11 protein-coding genes, 4 tRNA genes and 2 rRNA genes are annotated in these 13,414 nt (G+C 52.9%); 12 read left to right on the forward strand and 5 right to left on the reverse strand.

Features of this window, described 5'->3' with window-relative positions; genetic code table 11:
* Window positions 1-37: 37 nt before the first annotated feature.
* From FNY10_RS18795 to dkgB, 6 genes are all read left to right on the forward strand, one after another.
* Window positions 38-114: transfer RNA gene (locus tag FNY10_RS18795), tRNA-Ile, on the forward strand.
* Window positions 115-223: 109 nt separating this feature from the next.
* Window positions 224-299, forward strand: a tRNA-Ala gene (locus FNY10_RS18800).
* A 206-nt stretch (window positions 300-505) separates the two neighbouring features.
* Window positions 506-3,412, forward strand: a 23S ribosomal RNA gene (locus FNY10_RS18805).
* A gap of 97 nt (window positions 3,413-3,509) precedes the next feature.
* Window positions 3,510-3,625, forward strand: a 5S ribosomal RNA gene (gene rrf / locus FNY10_RS18810).
* A gap of 98 nt (window positions 3,626-3,723) precedes the next feature.
* Window positions 3,724-3,800 (forward strand) — tRNA-Asp (locus FNY10_RS18815).
* A 164-nt stretch (window positions 3,801-3,964) separates the two neighbouring features.
* Window positions 3,965-4,768 (forward strand): 2,5-didehydrogluconate reductase DkgB, encoded by an 804-nt coding sequence (gene dkgB / locus FNY10_RS18820; RefSeq protein ID WP_131050784.1) that lies wholly within the window; start codon window positions 3,965-3,967, stop codon window positions 4,766-4,768.
* Between the two features lie 34 nt (window positions 4,769-4,802).
* Here dkgB and yafC read toward each other — a convergent pair whose 3' ends face one another.
* Entirely contained in the window at window positions 4,803-5,705 is a 903-nt protein-coding gene (gene yafC / locus FNY10_RS18825; RefSeq protein ID WP_160702265.1) for a DNA-binding transcriptional regulator YafC, read from the reverse strand.
* 104 nt (window positions 5,706-5,809) lie between these two features.
* Here yafC and FNY10_RS18830 point away from each other — a divergent pair, with 104 nt between their 5' ends.
* The 3 genes from FNY10_RS18830 (at window position 5,810) to FNY10_RS18840 (ending at window position 8,753) form a co-directional block, all read left to right on the forward strand.
* Entirely contained in the window at window positions 5,810-6,997 is a 1,188-nt protein-coding gene (locus tag FNY10_RS18830; RefSeq protein ID WP_160702263.1) for an MFS transporter, read from the forward strand.
* Between the two features lie 103 nt (window positions 6,998-7,100).
* Window positions 7,101-7,898, forward strand: coding sequence for an endonuclease/exonuclease/phosphatase family protein (locus FNY10_RS18835; RefSeq protein ID WP_100686630.1), 798 nt, complete (start codon window positions 7,101-7,103; stop codon window positions 7,896-7,898).
* Between the two features lie 84 nt (window positions 7,899-7,982).
* A complete protein-coding gene (locus FNY10_RS18840) occupies window positions 7,983-8,753 on the forward strand; it encodes a class I SAM-dependent methyltransferase (RefSeq protein WP_100686626.1) in 771 nt (256 codons plus the stop codon).
* 63 nt (window positions 8,754-8,816) lie between these two features.
* On the opposite strand, the gene mltD is transcribed toward FNY10_RS18840, so the two are convergent.
* On the reverse strand, window positions 8,817-10,184 hold the full coding sequence (mltD, locus tag FNY10_RS18845; protein ID WP_160702261.1) for a murein transglycosylase D: 1,368 nt from the start codon (window positions 10,182-10,184) through the stop codon (window positions 8,817-8,819).
* A gap of 71 nt (window positions 10,185-10,255) precedes the next feature.
* Window positions 10,256-11,011, reverse strand: coding sequence for a hydroxyacylglutathione hydrolase (gloB, locus tag FNY10_RS18850; RefSeq protein WP_131050788.1), 756 nt, complete (start codon window positions 11,009-11,011; stop codon window positions 10,256-10,258).
* A 33-nt stretch (window positions 11,012-11,044) separates the two neighbouring features.
* Here gloB and FNY10_RS18855 point away from each other — a divergent pair, with 33 nt between their 5' ends.
* Window positions 11,045-11,752, forward strand: coding sequence for a class I SAM-dependent methyltransferase (locus FNY10_RS18855; RefSeq protein ID WP_202395167.1), 708 nt, complete (start codon window positions 11,045-11,047; stop codon window positions 11,750-11,752).
* Here FNY10_RS18855 and rnhA read toward each other — a convergent pair.
* Window positions 11,749-12,327, reverse strand: coding sequence for a ribonuclease HI (gene rnhA, locus FNY10_RS18860; protein ID WP_160702257.1), 579 nt, complete (start codon window positions 12,325-12,327; stop codon window positions 11,749-11,751). The two genes, FNY10_RS18855 and rnhA, sit on opposite strands and share 4 nt — an antisense overlap.
* Between rnhA and dnaQ the strand changes: the two genes are divergently transcribed.
* Together dnaQ and FNY10_RS18870 are read left to right on the forward strand one after the other, a co-directional pair.
* Window positions 12,281-13,012 carry a DNA polymerase III subunit epsilon gene (gene dnaQ / locus FNY10_RS18865; RefSeq protein WP_047665456.1) on the forward strand — a complete coding sequence of 244 codons (732 nt, stop codon included), beginning with the start codon at window positions 12,281-12,283 and terminating at the stop codon, window positions 13,010-13,012. The two genes, rnhA and dnaQ, sit on opposite strands and share 47 nt — an antisense overlap.
* 132 nt (window positions 13,013-13,144) lie before the next feature.
* Window positions 13,145-13,221: transfer RNA gene (locus FNY10_RS18870), tRNA-Asp, on the forward strand.
* A gap of 15 nt (window positions 13,222-13,236) precedes the next feature.
* On the opposite strand, the gene FNY10_RS27195 is transcribed toward FNY10_RS18870, so the two are convergent.
* The gene (locus FNY10_RS27195; RefSeq protein WP_255493266.1) at window positions 13,237-13,371 is read right to left on the reverse strand and encodes a hypothetical protein; all 135 of its coding nucleotides are present in this window, start codon (window positions 13,369-13,371) and stop codon (window positions 13,237-13,239) included.
* Window positions 13,372-13,414 lie beyond the last annotated feature (43 nt).

Consider the following 13,414-nt stretch of genomic DNA (forward strand, 5'->3'; position numbering starts at 1 on the left):
GATTGTCTGATGAAAAAGTAGCAGTAAAAATCTCTGCAGGCTTGTAGCTCAGGTGGTTAGAGCGCACCCCTGATAAGGGTGAGGTCGGTGGTTCAAGTCCACTCAGGCCTACCAAATTCGCCTCCGTGCTGTGTTACGGCGATGCTCGCATACTTCAGTATGCTTCGCACCACCGCGCCTTGCCCGGAAACGAATTAGGATACAGAGATTAGCATTTTACGATGGGGTTATAGCTCAGCTGGGAGAGCGCCTGCCTTGCACGCAGGAGGTCTGCGGTTCGATCCCGCATAGCTCCACCATCCTTTACTGCTGCACAACAAGAAAACTTCAGAGTGTACCTGAAAAGGTATGCTGCGAAGTTTTGCTCTTTAAAAATCTGGATCAAGCTGAAAATTGAAACGACACACTGTGTATGTTCTCCGTAATAAGAACAGATAAGCGGTGTGTCCGAGTCTCTCAAATTTTCGCAACACGAACCGTTTTACGAAACAGTTTCGGGTTGTGAGGTTAAGCGACTAAGCGTACACGGTGGATGCCCTGGCAGTCAGAGGCGATGAAGGACGTGCTAATCTGCGATAAGCGTCGGTAAGGTGATATGAACCGTTATAACCGGCGATTTCCGAATGGGGAAACCCAGTGCAATTCGTTGCACTATCGTTAAGTGAATACATAGCTTAACGAAGCGAACCGGGGGAACTGAAACATCTAAGTACCCCGAGGAAAAGAAATCAACCGAGATTCCCCCAGTAGCGGCGAGCGAACGGGGAGCAGCCCAGAACCTGAATCAGTTTGTGTGTTAGTGGAAGCGTCTGGAAAGTCGCAGGGTACAGGGTGATACTCCCGTACACTAAAATGCACAGGCTGTGAGTTCGAAGAGTAGGGCGGGACACGTGGTATCCTGTCTGAATATGGGGGGACCATCCTCCAAGGCTAAATACTCCTGACTGACCGATAGTGAACCAGTACCGTGAGGGAAAGGCGAAAAGAACCCCGGCGAGGGGAGTGAAAAAGAACCTGAAACCGTGTACGTACAAGCAGTGGGAGCCTCTTTATGGGGTGACTGCGTACCTTTTGTATAATGGGTCAGCGACTTATATTCTGTAGCAAGTTTAACCGAATAGGGGAGCCGCAGGGAAACCGAGTCTTAACTGGGCGTTAAGTTGCAGGGTATAGACCCGAAACCCGGTGATCTAGCCATGGGCAGGTTGAAGGTTGGGTAACACTAACTGGAGGACCGAACCGACTAATGTTGAAAAATTAGCGGATGACTTGTGGCTGGGGGTGAAAGGCCAATCAAACCGGGAGATAGCTGGTTCTCCCCGAAAGCTATTTAGGTAGCGCCTCGTGAACTCATCTTCGGGGGTAGAGCACTGTTTCGGCTAGGGGGTCATCCCGACTTACCAACCCGATGCAAACTACGAATACCGAAGAATGTTATCACGGGAGACACACGGCGGGTGCTAACGTCCGTCGTGAAGAGGGAAACAACCCAGACCGCCAGCTAAGGTCCCAAAGTCATGGTTAAGTGGGAAACGATGTGGGAAGGCACAGACAGCCAGGATGTTGGCTTAGAAGCAGCCATCATTTAAAGAAAGCGTAATAGCTCACTGGTCGAGTCGGCCTGCGCGGAAGATGTAACGGGGCTAAACCATGCACCGAAGCTGCGGCAGCGACACGATGTGTTGTTGGGTAGGGGAGCGTTCTGTAAGCCGTTGAAGGTGGCCTGTGAGGGTTGCTGGAGGTATCAGAAGTGCGAATGCTGACATAAGTAACGATAAAGCGGGTGAAAAGCCCGCTCGCCGGAAGACCAAGGGTTCCTGTCCAACGTTAATCGGGGCAGGGTGAGTCGACCCCTAAGGCGAGGCCGAAAGGCGTAGTCGATGGGAAACAGGTTAATATTCCTGTACTCGGTGTTACTGCGAAGGGGGGACGGAGAAGGCTATGTCGGCCGGGCGACGGTTGTCCCGGTTTAAGCATGTAGGCGGAACGATTAGGTAAATCCGGTCGTTTATTCAACGCTGAGGTGTGATGACGAGGCACTACGGTGCTGAAGTGACAAATGCCCTGCTTCCAGGAAAAGCCTCTAAGCATCAGGTAACATCAAATCGTACCCCAAACCGACACAGGTGGTCAGGTAGAGAATACCAAGGCGCTTGAGAGAACTCGGGTGAAGGAACTAGGCAAAATGGTGCCGTAACTTCGGGAGAAGGCACGCTGATGGTAAGTGAAGTGACTTGCTCATGGAGCTGAACTCAGTCGAAGATACCAGCTGGCTGCAACTGTTTATTAAAAACACAGCACTGTGCAAACACGAAAGTGGACGTATACGGTGTGACGCCTGCCCGGTGCCGGAAGGTTAATTGATGGGGTTATCCGTAAGGAGAAGCTCTTGATCGAAGCCCCGGTAAACGGCGGCCGTAACTATAACGGTCCTTAGGTAGCGAAATTCCTTGTCGGGTAAGTTCCGACCTGCACGAATGGCGTAATGATGGCCAGGCTGTCTCCACCCGAGACTCAGTGAAATTGAACTCGCTGTGAAGATGCAGTGTACCCGCGGCAAGACGGAAAGACCCCGTGAACCTTTACTATAGCTTGACACTGAACACTGGTCCTTGATGTGTAGGATAGGTGGGAGGCTTTGAAGTGTGGACGCCAGTCTGCATGGAGCCAACCTTGAAATACCACCCTTTAATGGCTGGTGTTCTAACGTAGACCCGTCATCCGGGTTGCGGACAGTGTCTGGTGGGTAGTTTGACTGGGGCGGTCTCCTCCCAAAGAGTAACGGAGGAGCACGAAGGTTAGCTAATCCTGGTCGGACATCAGGAGGTTAGTGCAATGGCATAAGCTAGCTTGACTGCGAGCGTGACGGCGCGAGCAGGTGCGAAAGCAGGTCATAGTGATCCGGTGGTTCTGAATGGAAGGGCCATCGCTCAACGGATAAAAGGTACTCCGGGGATAACAGGCTGATACCGCCCAAGAGTTCATATCGACGGCGGTGTTTGGCACCTCGATGTCGGCTCATCACATCCTGGGGCTGAAGTAGGTCCCAAGGGTATGGCTGTTCGCCATTTAAAGTGGTACGCGAGCTGGGTTTAGAACGTCGTGAGACAGTTCGGTCCCTATCTGCCGTGGGCGCTGGAGAATTGAGGGGGGCTGCTCCTAGTACGAGAGGACCGGAGTGGACGCATCACTGGTGTTCGGGTTGTCATGCCAATGGCATTGCCCGGTAGCTAAATGCGGAAGAGATAAGTGCTGAAAGCATCTAAGCACGAAACTTGCCCCGAGATGAGTTCTCCCTGACCCTTTAAGGGTCCTGAAGGAACGTTGAAGACGACGACGTTGATAGGTCGGGTGTGTAAGCGTAGCGATACGTTGAGCTAACCGATACTAATGAACCGTGAGGCTTAACCTTACAACGCCGAAGCTGTTTTGGCGAAGAGACGAAATAGATTTTCAGTTTGATTACAGATTACTCATCACGCAGGAATGCGGGGTGAAAACAGAATTTGCCTGGCGGCACTAGCGCGGTGGTCCCACCTGACCCCATGCCGAACTCAGAAGTGAAACGCCGTAGCGCCGATGGTAGTGTGGGGTCTCCCCATGTGAGAGTAGGGAACTGCCAGGCATCAAATTAAGAACGCAATCACAGCGATGTTGTGAGTGGTTCGACAGTTAAAGTAGTCAACCGGGGTGACAACCGGTAGCAGTAAAACAGAATTCAGTGGAGCGGTAGTTCAGTCGGTTAGAATACCTGCCTGTCACGCAGGGGGTCGCGGGTTCGAGTCCCGTCCGTTCCGCCACTTATTAAAAGCCCTGAGCATTTGCTCAGGGCTTTTTCTTTTTCCGTCGAACTATTGTTGCTGTTTCAGCAAAAATCCTCTGCATTTATCGATCTTTTTCCCCTCCGTCGCCTCAGCCATAATCATTCTCAATGAGTTAACACTAAGTAAAAACGAGGAATTTTATGGCAATCCCTGCATTTGGTCTTGGAACCTTCCGTCTGAAAGATGATGTGGTTATCGCATCGGTAAAAACGGCGCTGGAACTGGGCTACCGTACGATTGATACCGCTCAGATTTATGATAACGAGGCCGCTGTCGGCCAGGCTATTGCAGAAAGCGGTGTGCCGCGTGATGAGCTGTTTATCACCACCAAAATCTGGATTGAGAACCTGAGTCCGGAAAAACTTATCGCCAGTCTTGAAGAGAGCCTGCAGAAGCTGCGTACAGATTATGTCGATCTGACGTTGATCCACTGGCCGTCGCCGAACGATACCGTTGCCGTCGAAGCATTTATGCCTGCACTGCTGGCCGCGAAAAAGCAGGGGCTGACCCGCCAGATTGGTATCTCTAACTTTACGATTCCGCTCATGGAACGTGCGATTGCCGCCGTTGGCGCTGAAAATATCGCCACCAATCAGATTGAGCTCTCGCCATACCTGCAAAACCGCAAGGTGGTGGAGTGGGCCGCGGAACACGGTATCCATATCACCTCTTACATGACGCTGGCTTATGGTAAGGCGCTAAAAGATGAAGTGATCGCCCGTATTGCCGCGAAACACAATGCGACACCGGCACAGGTGATTCTGGCCTGGGCGATAGGTGAAGGCTACGCCGTGATCCCGTCTTCCACGAAGCGCGAAAATCTGGCGAGTAATTTGAAGGCTCAGGATCTGCAGCTGGATGAGGAGGATCGCAAAGCGATCGCCGCGCTGGATTGCAACGATCGCCTGGTTAGCCCGGAAGGTCTTGCCCCTGAGTGGGATTAAAATAATTAACTCTCTGTAGCCCTTATTTAACCCTCTACAGCTCCTTCGGGAGCTGTTTTACATGCTCGCTGAGAAAATCAATAAACGCCCTGATCCGGGTGCTGACCGCTCTGTCGCTGTAGTAAACGGCGCTAAACGGCATCTCTACCGGCAGTCGCTTGTCGGCAAGAAGCTCGACAAACTCCCCGCTCGCAATCTCCTGATTCACCATATAATCCGATAAACAGGCGATGCCGTTACCGGCAAGGCACAGCTGTTTTATGGTTTCCCCACTATTTGAGGATATCTCGCAGCTGACTTCCAGCAACTGACCATCGCAGCAGGAGACGGGCCAGCTATTCAACGAGACCGGCTCGGTAAAGCCCAGGCACAGGTGATCTTTCAGGTCAGCGACATTTTTCGGCGTACCGCGGCGAGCAATGTAGTCCGGGGAGGCGATAATTTTGCGGTAGCTGTTAAAAAGCGGCCGGGCGCGAAGGCTCGAATCCGTTAACGTACCGGCACGGATCGCGACGTCGACTTTACGCTCAATCAGATTGATAAAGGTTTCTGATGACACCAGCGACAGGGTCATTTCCGGATAACGCTCGCGGAAAGGTTTCACCAGCGGCATCAGAAAATGCAGCATCACCGGCGTAGCAGCGTCAACGCGCAACAATCCCCTCGGCGTCGTTCGTGTCTCCAGAAGCTCATTCTCCGCCGCCGCCATTTCCTGCAGAACGACCTGCATGCGACGAAAATAGCGCTCTCCTTCTTCGGTCAGGTTGAGCTGACGGGTCGTACGGTTCAGCAGGCTGACACCAAGTTTTGATTCCAGCTTTTTTACCGCCCGGCTGACGGCGGAATTAGCCTGCCCCAGCTGTTCGGCCGCCCTGCTAAAGCTCCCGCTTTCAACGACAGCAACAAAGATGGCTATCTCTTCTGAAGTGGCTCTCATTATTGCACCTGTAGCAAAATTCTATTGAGACTTTGATGGTTTTTGTTATTTAAACACCGCTTCATACTATGTGTCATCTTAATCCTGATGATACGGAGTAAATTATGCCACTGGCGCTACTTGCCTTAACGATCGGTGCCTTTGCTATTGGTACCACGGAATTTGTGATTGTGGGGCTGGTCCCCGCGATTGCTGAACAACTGGCGATCTCGTTGCCTTCTGCCGGTCTGCTGGTTTCTATCTACGCACTGGGGGTTGCCATCGGGGCGCCGGTACTGACCGCATTGACCGGGCGTATGCCGCGTAAACAGCTGCTTCTGGCGCTAATGGTGCTTTTTACCGCTGGTAATCTGTTGGCCTGGCAGGCTCCCGGTTATGCGACGCTGATCTTTGCGCGTCTGCTGACCGGGCTGGCGCACGGTGTGTTTTTCTCGATTGGCTCAACCATCGCGACGAGTCTGGTACCGAAAGAGAAAGCCGCTTCGGCGATCGCCATTATGTTTGGCGGCTTAACGGTCGCCCTGGTGACCGGTGTGCCAATCGGGACCTTTATCGGTCAGCATTTTGGCTGGCGAGAAACCTTTCTCGCCGTCTCGATCCTCGGCGTCATTGCACTGGTGAGCAGTCTGATTCTGGTACCAAACAACATCCCAGGCCGCGCCAGCGCTAGTCTTCGTGATCAAGTAAAAGTACTCACCCACCCGCGCCTGTTGATGATTTATGCTATTACCGCATTGGGATATGGCGGCGTCTTCACCGCATTTACTTTCCTGGCTCCCATGATGCAGGAGCTGGCCGGGTTTAGCCCATCAACGGTGAGCTGGATTCTGTTGGGCTATGGGATCTCGGTCGCCGTTGGCAATGTCTGGGGCGGAAAACTGGCCGATAAACATGGGGCCGTTGCGGCACTGAAGTTTATCTTTGCCGCGTTGGTCGCCCTGCTGCTGGTATTCCAGTTTACCGCCAGCATCCAGTATGCGGCGCTGGCAACGGTGCTGGTAATGGGGATTTTTGCCTTCGGTAACGTGCCGGGGCTGCAGGTTTATGTCGTGCAAAAAGCCGAACAGTATACGCCGGGTGCGGTTGACGTGGCCTCCGGCCTGAATATCGCCGCGTTCAACGTTGGCATTGCGTTAGGTTCAGTTATCGGTGGGCAAACGGTGGAACGCTATGGGCTGGCCGAGACGCCGTGGACAGGGGCCGTCATTGTCTTCGCCGCGCTGCTGCTGATTGTGCGTAGCGGTCGTCTGGATAAGTACCAACCGGCAAAGACGGTGAATGTCGAAGGATAAAGGTTTCTCGCGAATTGCATTGAAAGTACCGGTGAAAATCCCTATAACAGAAGAACCAGCCGCAGTCAGGCTGGTTTCCTGTTATCGAGGTTTGATGCCCAAATTGCGAAAGAATACTTATGCTATGCGCTACATCGCCGGACAGCCCGCGGAGAGAATTTTGCCTCCGGGGTCGTTTGCAAGCGTGAGCCAGGCATTTGCGGCCGGCGTGCCATTAAGCACAGATGAAAAGATCCGTGTCCTGGTGTGGAATATCTTTAAGCAGCAGCGCGCTGAGTGGAAGTCAGTTCTCAAGAGCTTCGGTAAAGATGCCCACCTTGTGCTGTTACAGGAAGCGCAAACTACCCCTGAAATGGTCCGATTTGCGACGACTAACTACCTTGCCGCCGATCAGGTCCCGGCCCTGGTCTTGCCGCAGCACCCCTCTGGCGTCATGACGCTGGCTTCGGCACATCCGGTATACTGCTGCCCGCTGCGCGAGCGTGAGCCGATTCTGCGGCTGGCAAAATCCGCATTAGTGACCGTGTACCCGCTGCCGGATACGCGTTTACTGATGGTTGTGAATATTCACGCCGTTAATTTCAGCCTCGGTGTTGATGTCTACAGCAAGCAGCTGCTGCCAATTGGCGATCAAATTGCCCATCACAGTGGACCGGTGATTATGGCCGGTGACTTCAATGCCTGGAGCCGTTCACGAATGAATGCGCTCTATCACTTTGCGCGAGAAATGTCGCTGCGCGAAGTTCGTTTCCCTGACGATCAGCGCCGCCGCGCGTTTGGTCGCCCGCTTGATTTTGTGTTCTATCGGGGGTTAAGCGTCCACGATGCTTCCGTACTGGTGACGAGCGCCTCTGACCACAACCCGCTACTAGTCGAATTCAGTCCCGGCAAGCCTGATTAATAAAGGTATGTCAGGCCTGCCATGGGGCGGGCCTGTGCAAGCATGGTGCCGCCTTTATTCTTCAAACCGCTAAAGGACAACACAATGACAACACGCTCTCATCATGACAACGTCGAAAAACAGTTTGGCTCACAGGCAAGCGCCTACCTGACCAGCGCCGTTCACGCGTCCGGACGCGATCTGCAGCGCCTTGCCGAACGCCTGGCTGATTTCCCCCATGCACATGTTCTGGATATGGGGTGTGGCGCCGGACATGCCAGCTTTGCGGCGGCGGGACAGGTGGCACAGGTTACGGCGTATGATTTATCCAGTCAGATGCTGGAGGTTGTTGCCCAGGCCTCGCGCGATAAAGGCATGTCGAATATTGCCACTCAGCAGGGGTATGCTGAATCGCTGCCGTTTGCGGATGCCAGCTTTGATGTGGTGATAAGCCGCTATTCTGCCCATCACTGGCATGATGTCGGCCAGGCGCTGCGTGAGGTTAAGCGCGTCCTGAAGCCGGGCGGAGTGATGATGATTATGGATGTGATGTCGCCCGGACACCCCGTGCGCGATATCTGGCTGCAAACCGTTGAAGCGCTGCGCGATACGTCTCATGTACGTAACTACTCAAGCGGAGAATGGCTGGCGTTAGCGAATGAGGCCGGGCTGGCCATCAATCAGCTGTTGACCGACCGTTTGCCGCTGGAATTTGCCTCATGGGTAGCCCGTATGCGCACGCCCGCGCCGCTGGTGGAGGCCATCCGTTTATATCAGGAGAGCGCATCCGCAGAGGTCAAAGCCTATTTCGCTTTGCAGCAGGACGGCTCATTTACCAGCGATACGATTATGTTTGAAGCGCATAAAGCGCTTTAAAACAGCAAGCGCTTTAAAATAAAAAGGCACCGGGATCCGGTGCCTTTTCTACTAAGAGATGTATCAGGAGTCTGGTCTGCTGCTGTTCTTCACGTACAGCGTCAGCTGATCGCCAGGCCTCAGGTCATCAGTACCGCTATTCCAGCGCATCACATCACGTGTATTCACGCCGTGACGTTTGGCGATGCTCGACAACGAATCGCCTTTACGCACGCGATAGGTAATGCTATCGCTGTTGTTGGCAAGACGCTGGGCGCTGCTACCGGCGCCAATCACCAGGTTCTGACCCACTTTCAGCCCAGACCCGCGCAGGTTATTCCACTGCTGCAGATCTTTCGTCGATACGCCAAGACGCGATGCAATCCCGGAAACCGTATCGCCCGAACGCACCTGGTAGCTACGGCTGGTCAACGGCGTGTTGTCCACCAGCTGCGTAGGTTGCACGGCGGCAATATCGCCAGAGGCCAGTGATTCACGCAGCTGAACAGCGTGCTTCTGTGGCACCATCACGTACTGTGGCCCGTTTGCACCGAGGGTTGAGCCCTTGACGCCAGCGTTGAAGGTTTTCAACTTGCCGACGGGCATGCCTGCCATATCTGCAAGCTGGCTAATCTCAACCGGACTGTCGAGGCGAACACGCGCCAGCGCACGGCTTTCGTCTGCCGTCGGCAGCTTCACGCCATAACGTTTGCTGTTTTTGAGAATATCACTCAACGCCAGCATTTTCGGCACATACACCTTGGTTTCCCGCGGTAATGGAAGTGACCAGAAATCGGTGGATTTACCACGCGAACGGTTCGCTTTCATTGCCTTCAGCACCCGGCCTTCGCCGCTGTTGTACGCCGCGACCGTTAACAACCAGTCGCCGTCGAACATCTTGTTCAGACGCTGCATCATATCCAGCGCCGCCGTTGTAGAGGCGACGACGTCACGACGCGCATCGTAGCTGCGGGTCTGTTTCAAACCATAATTGCGCCCGGTGCTCGGAATGATCTGCCAGATGCCTGCGGCATTGGCGCCAGACGTTGCGTGCGGGTCAAAAGCGCTCTCCACTATGGGTAGTAATACCAGTTCCATTGGCATGTTACGTTTCTTAACTTGCCCGGCTATCCAGTACATATACGGCTCTGCCCGTAAAGTTACATCGTGGAGATAGCTCTTATTACTTAAATATTTCTGTTTTTGTTCGCGAATCCGGGGATTTTCCGGTATTCCCATCTTTAGCTCGTCGCCTATGGAAGTCCACAGATCCTGGTCTTGCGCGTAGAAGGTTCCATCATCTAACCAGCGCGCTTGACTTGTGAACTTACCTGCTTCCCCTTGACCAGCTGCAGAAAGGCTCTGTGCGTGCTGTTGGACGTTGCCATCGTTTTTCGACGACTGGCACCCCACCAGCAAGACAGAGGCGAGTAAAATCGCTCGTGCCTTCATGTGTGTGTCAATAGTTGCTTAAAAGACGAGCAAGAATAACGGTGAAGGCGGCGAATGACAAGAATTAAATGTCAGAAGTCATCTTTCTTTGACCTTAACCAGGCAAATCTCTGTGCAGAGTGTTGCAAATTTGTTTCTTTGGATATTTCTTTAATTAAATCATTATCATCCGTGCGTAAAAAAATATTTATACGTCGCTCATTTTTCAGAGTTACGGGGAGTGTCATTTGTTTTTTTGCACGTAACTCATTAACTTTACGGTAGTAATCATTTATATCCCTGTCATGAGGAAGGATACTCAATGCAAACTTCATATTTGCTAAAGTATACTCATGTGCGCAACAAATCAGGGTATCCTCGGGAAGGGCGTTTATTTTCCTAAATGATTGATACATCTGCTCTGCTGTTCCTTCGAAAAGCCTTCCGCAGCCGCCGGAAAACATTGTATCGCCACAAAAAAGATAAGGTTCGCTATAGAAACAGATGTGTCCTAAAGTGTGACCGGGCGTAGAAAAAATAGAAAATTCGTGACCCAAAATCGTCACCCGATCGCCGTCGGCCACAAGGTGAGTGGTGCCTTTATCCTGGGTTTCTGCCGGTCCGTAAACGACAAGAGCCGGGAATTTATCACGCAGTTGTTTTACGCCGCCAACATGATCGTGGTGGTGGTGGGTCAGTAAAATGGCTTCTGGTTGCCAGTGATTGGTTTCGATGGCGGCCAGTAGCGGTGCAGCTTCGCCGGGATCGACGATAAGGCAACGGCCGTTCTCCTCACTAAGAACCCAGATGTAGTTGTCCTGAAATGCGGGAATGCTGATAAGATTCATAAATTACCTCTCAAAGCGTAGCGGAAGGTTGCGATGAAGCCGGCAAGGATACCTCAGTCAATCACAGCGCCCGAGCACTGGTCCAGTATGCCCTGGGGCGAATACTATCGTGAATCGCTGGAACGGCAGATGAAACCGTGGCTGGCTAAATTATATGGCTTTCATTTGCTTAAAATTGGCAATCTGAGCGCGGAAATCAATACCGAAGCTTGTGCCATCTCCCATCAGGTGAATGTGTCTTTGCAAGGCAACCCGATGCAGGTTAAAGCCGATCCGCTGCATCTTCCTTTTGCCGAAAAGTCGGTTGATGCTTGCCTGCTGGCGCATACTTTGCCGTGGTGCGGCGATCCGCATCGTTTGCTGCGTGAAGCCGACCGGGTATTAATAGATGACGGCTGGATGATTTTGACCGGGTTTAACCCCGTCAGCCTGATGGGCCTGCGTAAGCTGGTGCCGGTATTGCGTAAGACGACGCCCTACAACAGCCGGATGTTTACGCTGATGCGCCAGCTGGACTGGCTGGCGTTGTTGAATTTTGAGGTGCTGCATTATGGTCGCTATCAGGTGCTGCCGTGGTCCAGAAATGGCGGCAAACTGCTCAGCGCTCATCTGCCGGCGCTGGGCTGTTTACAGCTGATTGTTGCCCGGAAGCGGACGATTCCGCTGACGCTAAATCCGATGAAATCAGGAAAAGCCAAAACGCAGCTGCGTCAGACGGTTGGCGCCACGCGACAGAGTTAGCTTTCTGGCTGGTAGCCAGTATCGCTTTGCGTCGGGCTGGAGGCGGCCGCGCGTGCCAGCTCATCGCAGCGTTCATTTTCCGGGTGGCCGGCGTGGCCTTTGACCCATTCCCATTTGATTTGATGCTGGCCGAGCGCCGCATCCAGGCGCTGCCAGAGATCGACGTTTTTGACCGGTTTTTTGTCAGCGGTTTTCCAGCCGCGTTTTTTCCAGTTATGGATCCACTGGGTGATCCCCTGGCGCACATACTGGCTGTCGGTGCTGAGGATCACTTCGCACTGCTCTTTCAGCGCTTCGAGGGCGACGATTGCCGCCATCATCTCCATCCGGTTATTGGTGGTGAGGTGATAGCCCTGACTAAAGATTTTTTCTTTTCCGCGATAGCGTAAAATCGCCCCATAACCACCGGGCCCGGGATTGCCCAGGCATGAACCATCGGTGAAAATTTCTACCTGTTTAAGCATCTCTGGTAGACTTCCTGTAATTGAAATCGATAGATAAACGGCAAGTCTGACATAAATGGCTGATATGAGCACTGCAATTACACGACAGATTGTTCTCGATACAGAAACCACCGGTATGAACCAGATCGGTGCGCACTACGAAGGACATAAGATCATCGAGATCGGTGCGGTAGAGGTGATAAACCGCCGCCTCACCGGGAACAACTTCCATGTTTATCTGAAACCGGACCGGCTGGTGGACCCGGAAGCGTTCGGCGTTCACGGGATCGCCGATGAATTCCTGATGGATAAACCGGTGTTTGCGGATGTGGCCGACGAGTTTATGGACTATATCCGCGGCGCGGAGCTGGTCATTCATAATGCCTCGTTTGATATCGGCTTTATGGATTATGAATTCAGCAAGCTGAATCGCGGCATTGCGAAAACCAATACCTTCTGCAAAGTCACCGATAGCCTCGCGCTGGCGCGGAAAATGTTCCCCGGCAAGCGTAATAGCCTGGATGCGCTGTGCTCGCGTTATGAAATAGACAACAGTAAGCGAACGCTGCACGGGGCATTACTCGATGCCCAGATTCTGGCCGATGTCTATCTGATGATGACCGGTGGTCAGACGACGATGGCATTTTCAATGGAAGGTGAGGGGCAACAGCAGGCCGGAGAAATGGGAATACAGCGGGTTGTTCGCGCAGCCAGCAAATTACGCGTGGTTTATGCAACTGATGAAGAGATAGTGAGCCACGAATCCCGACTCGATCTGGTGCAAAAGAAGGGCGGAAGCTGCCTGTGGCGCGCCTGAACCATCGGGATATGCTGTAAAAATCACCTGGCGGGCGATTTTTACAGCAAACGATTCAAAACTGAAGAAAAAGCGTTGACGGCGTTATGGGGAATCCGTAATATTCGCCTCGTTCCCAAGGGAACAGTAAGTGGAGCGGTAGTTCAGTCGGTTAGAATACCTGCCTGTCACGCAGGGGGTCGCGGGTTCGAGTCCCGTCCGTTCCGCCACTATTCAGGCCCATGTTATTCATTAACGTGGGCCTTTTTTATATCTGCAGTTTTACTGCCCGCTATTGCCGCCTGACTTGCGCGATGATGACCCATTTTATTGATGTCTGCGCCCAGGTCATCGCCAGGTAAAATAGCGCGTAACAGCATCGCTGTTTCTGTTACGCGCGGTCACTACGCTGACACCCGTCAG

It is taken from the genome of Klebsiella sp. Lac1 (assembly GCF_009825425.1).
GTDB classification, from domain to species: Bacteria; Pseudomonadota; Gammaproteobacteria; order Enterobacterales; family Enterobacteriaceae; genus Klebsiella; species Klebsiella electrica.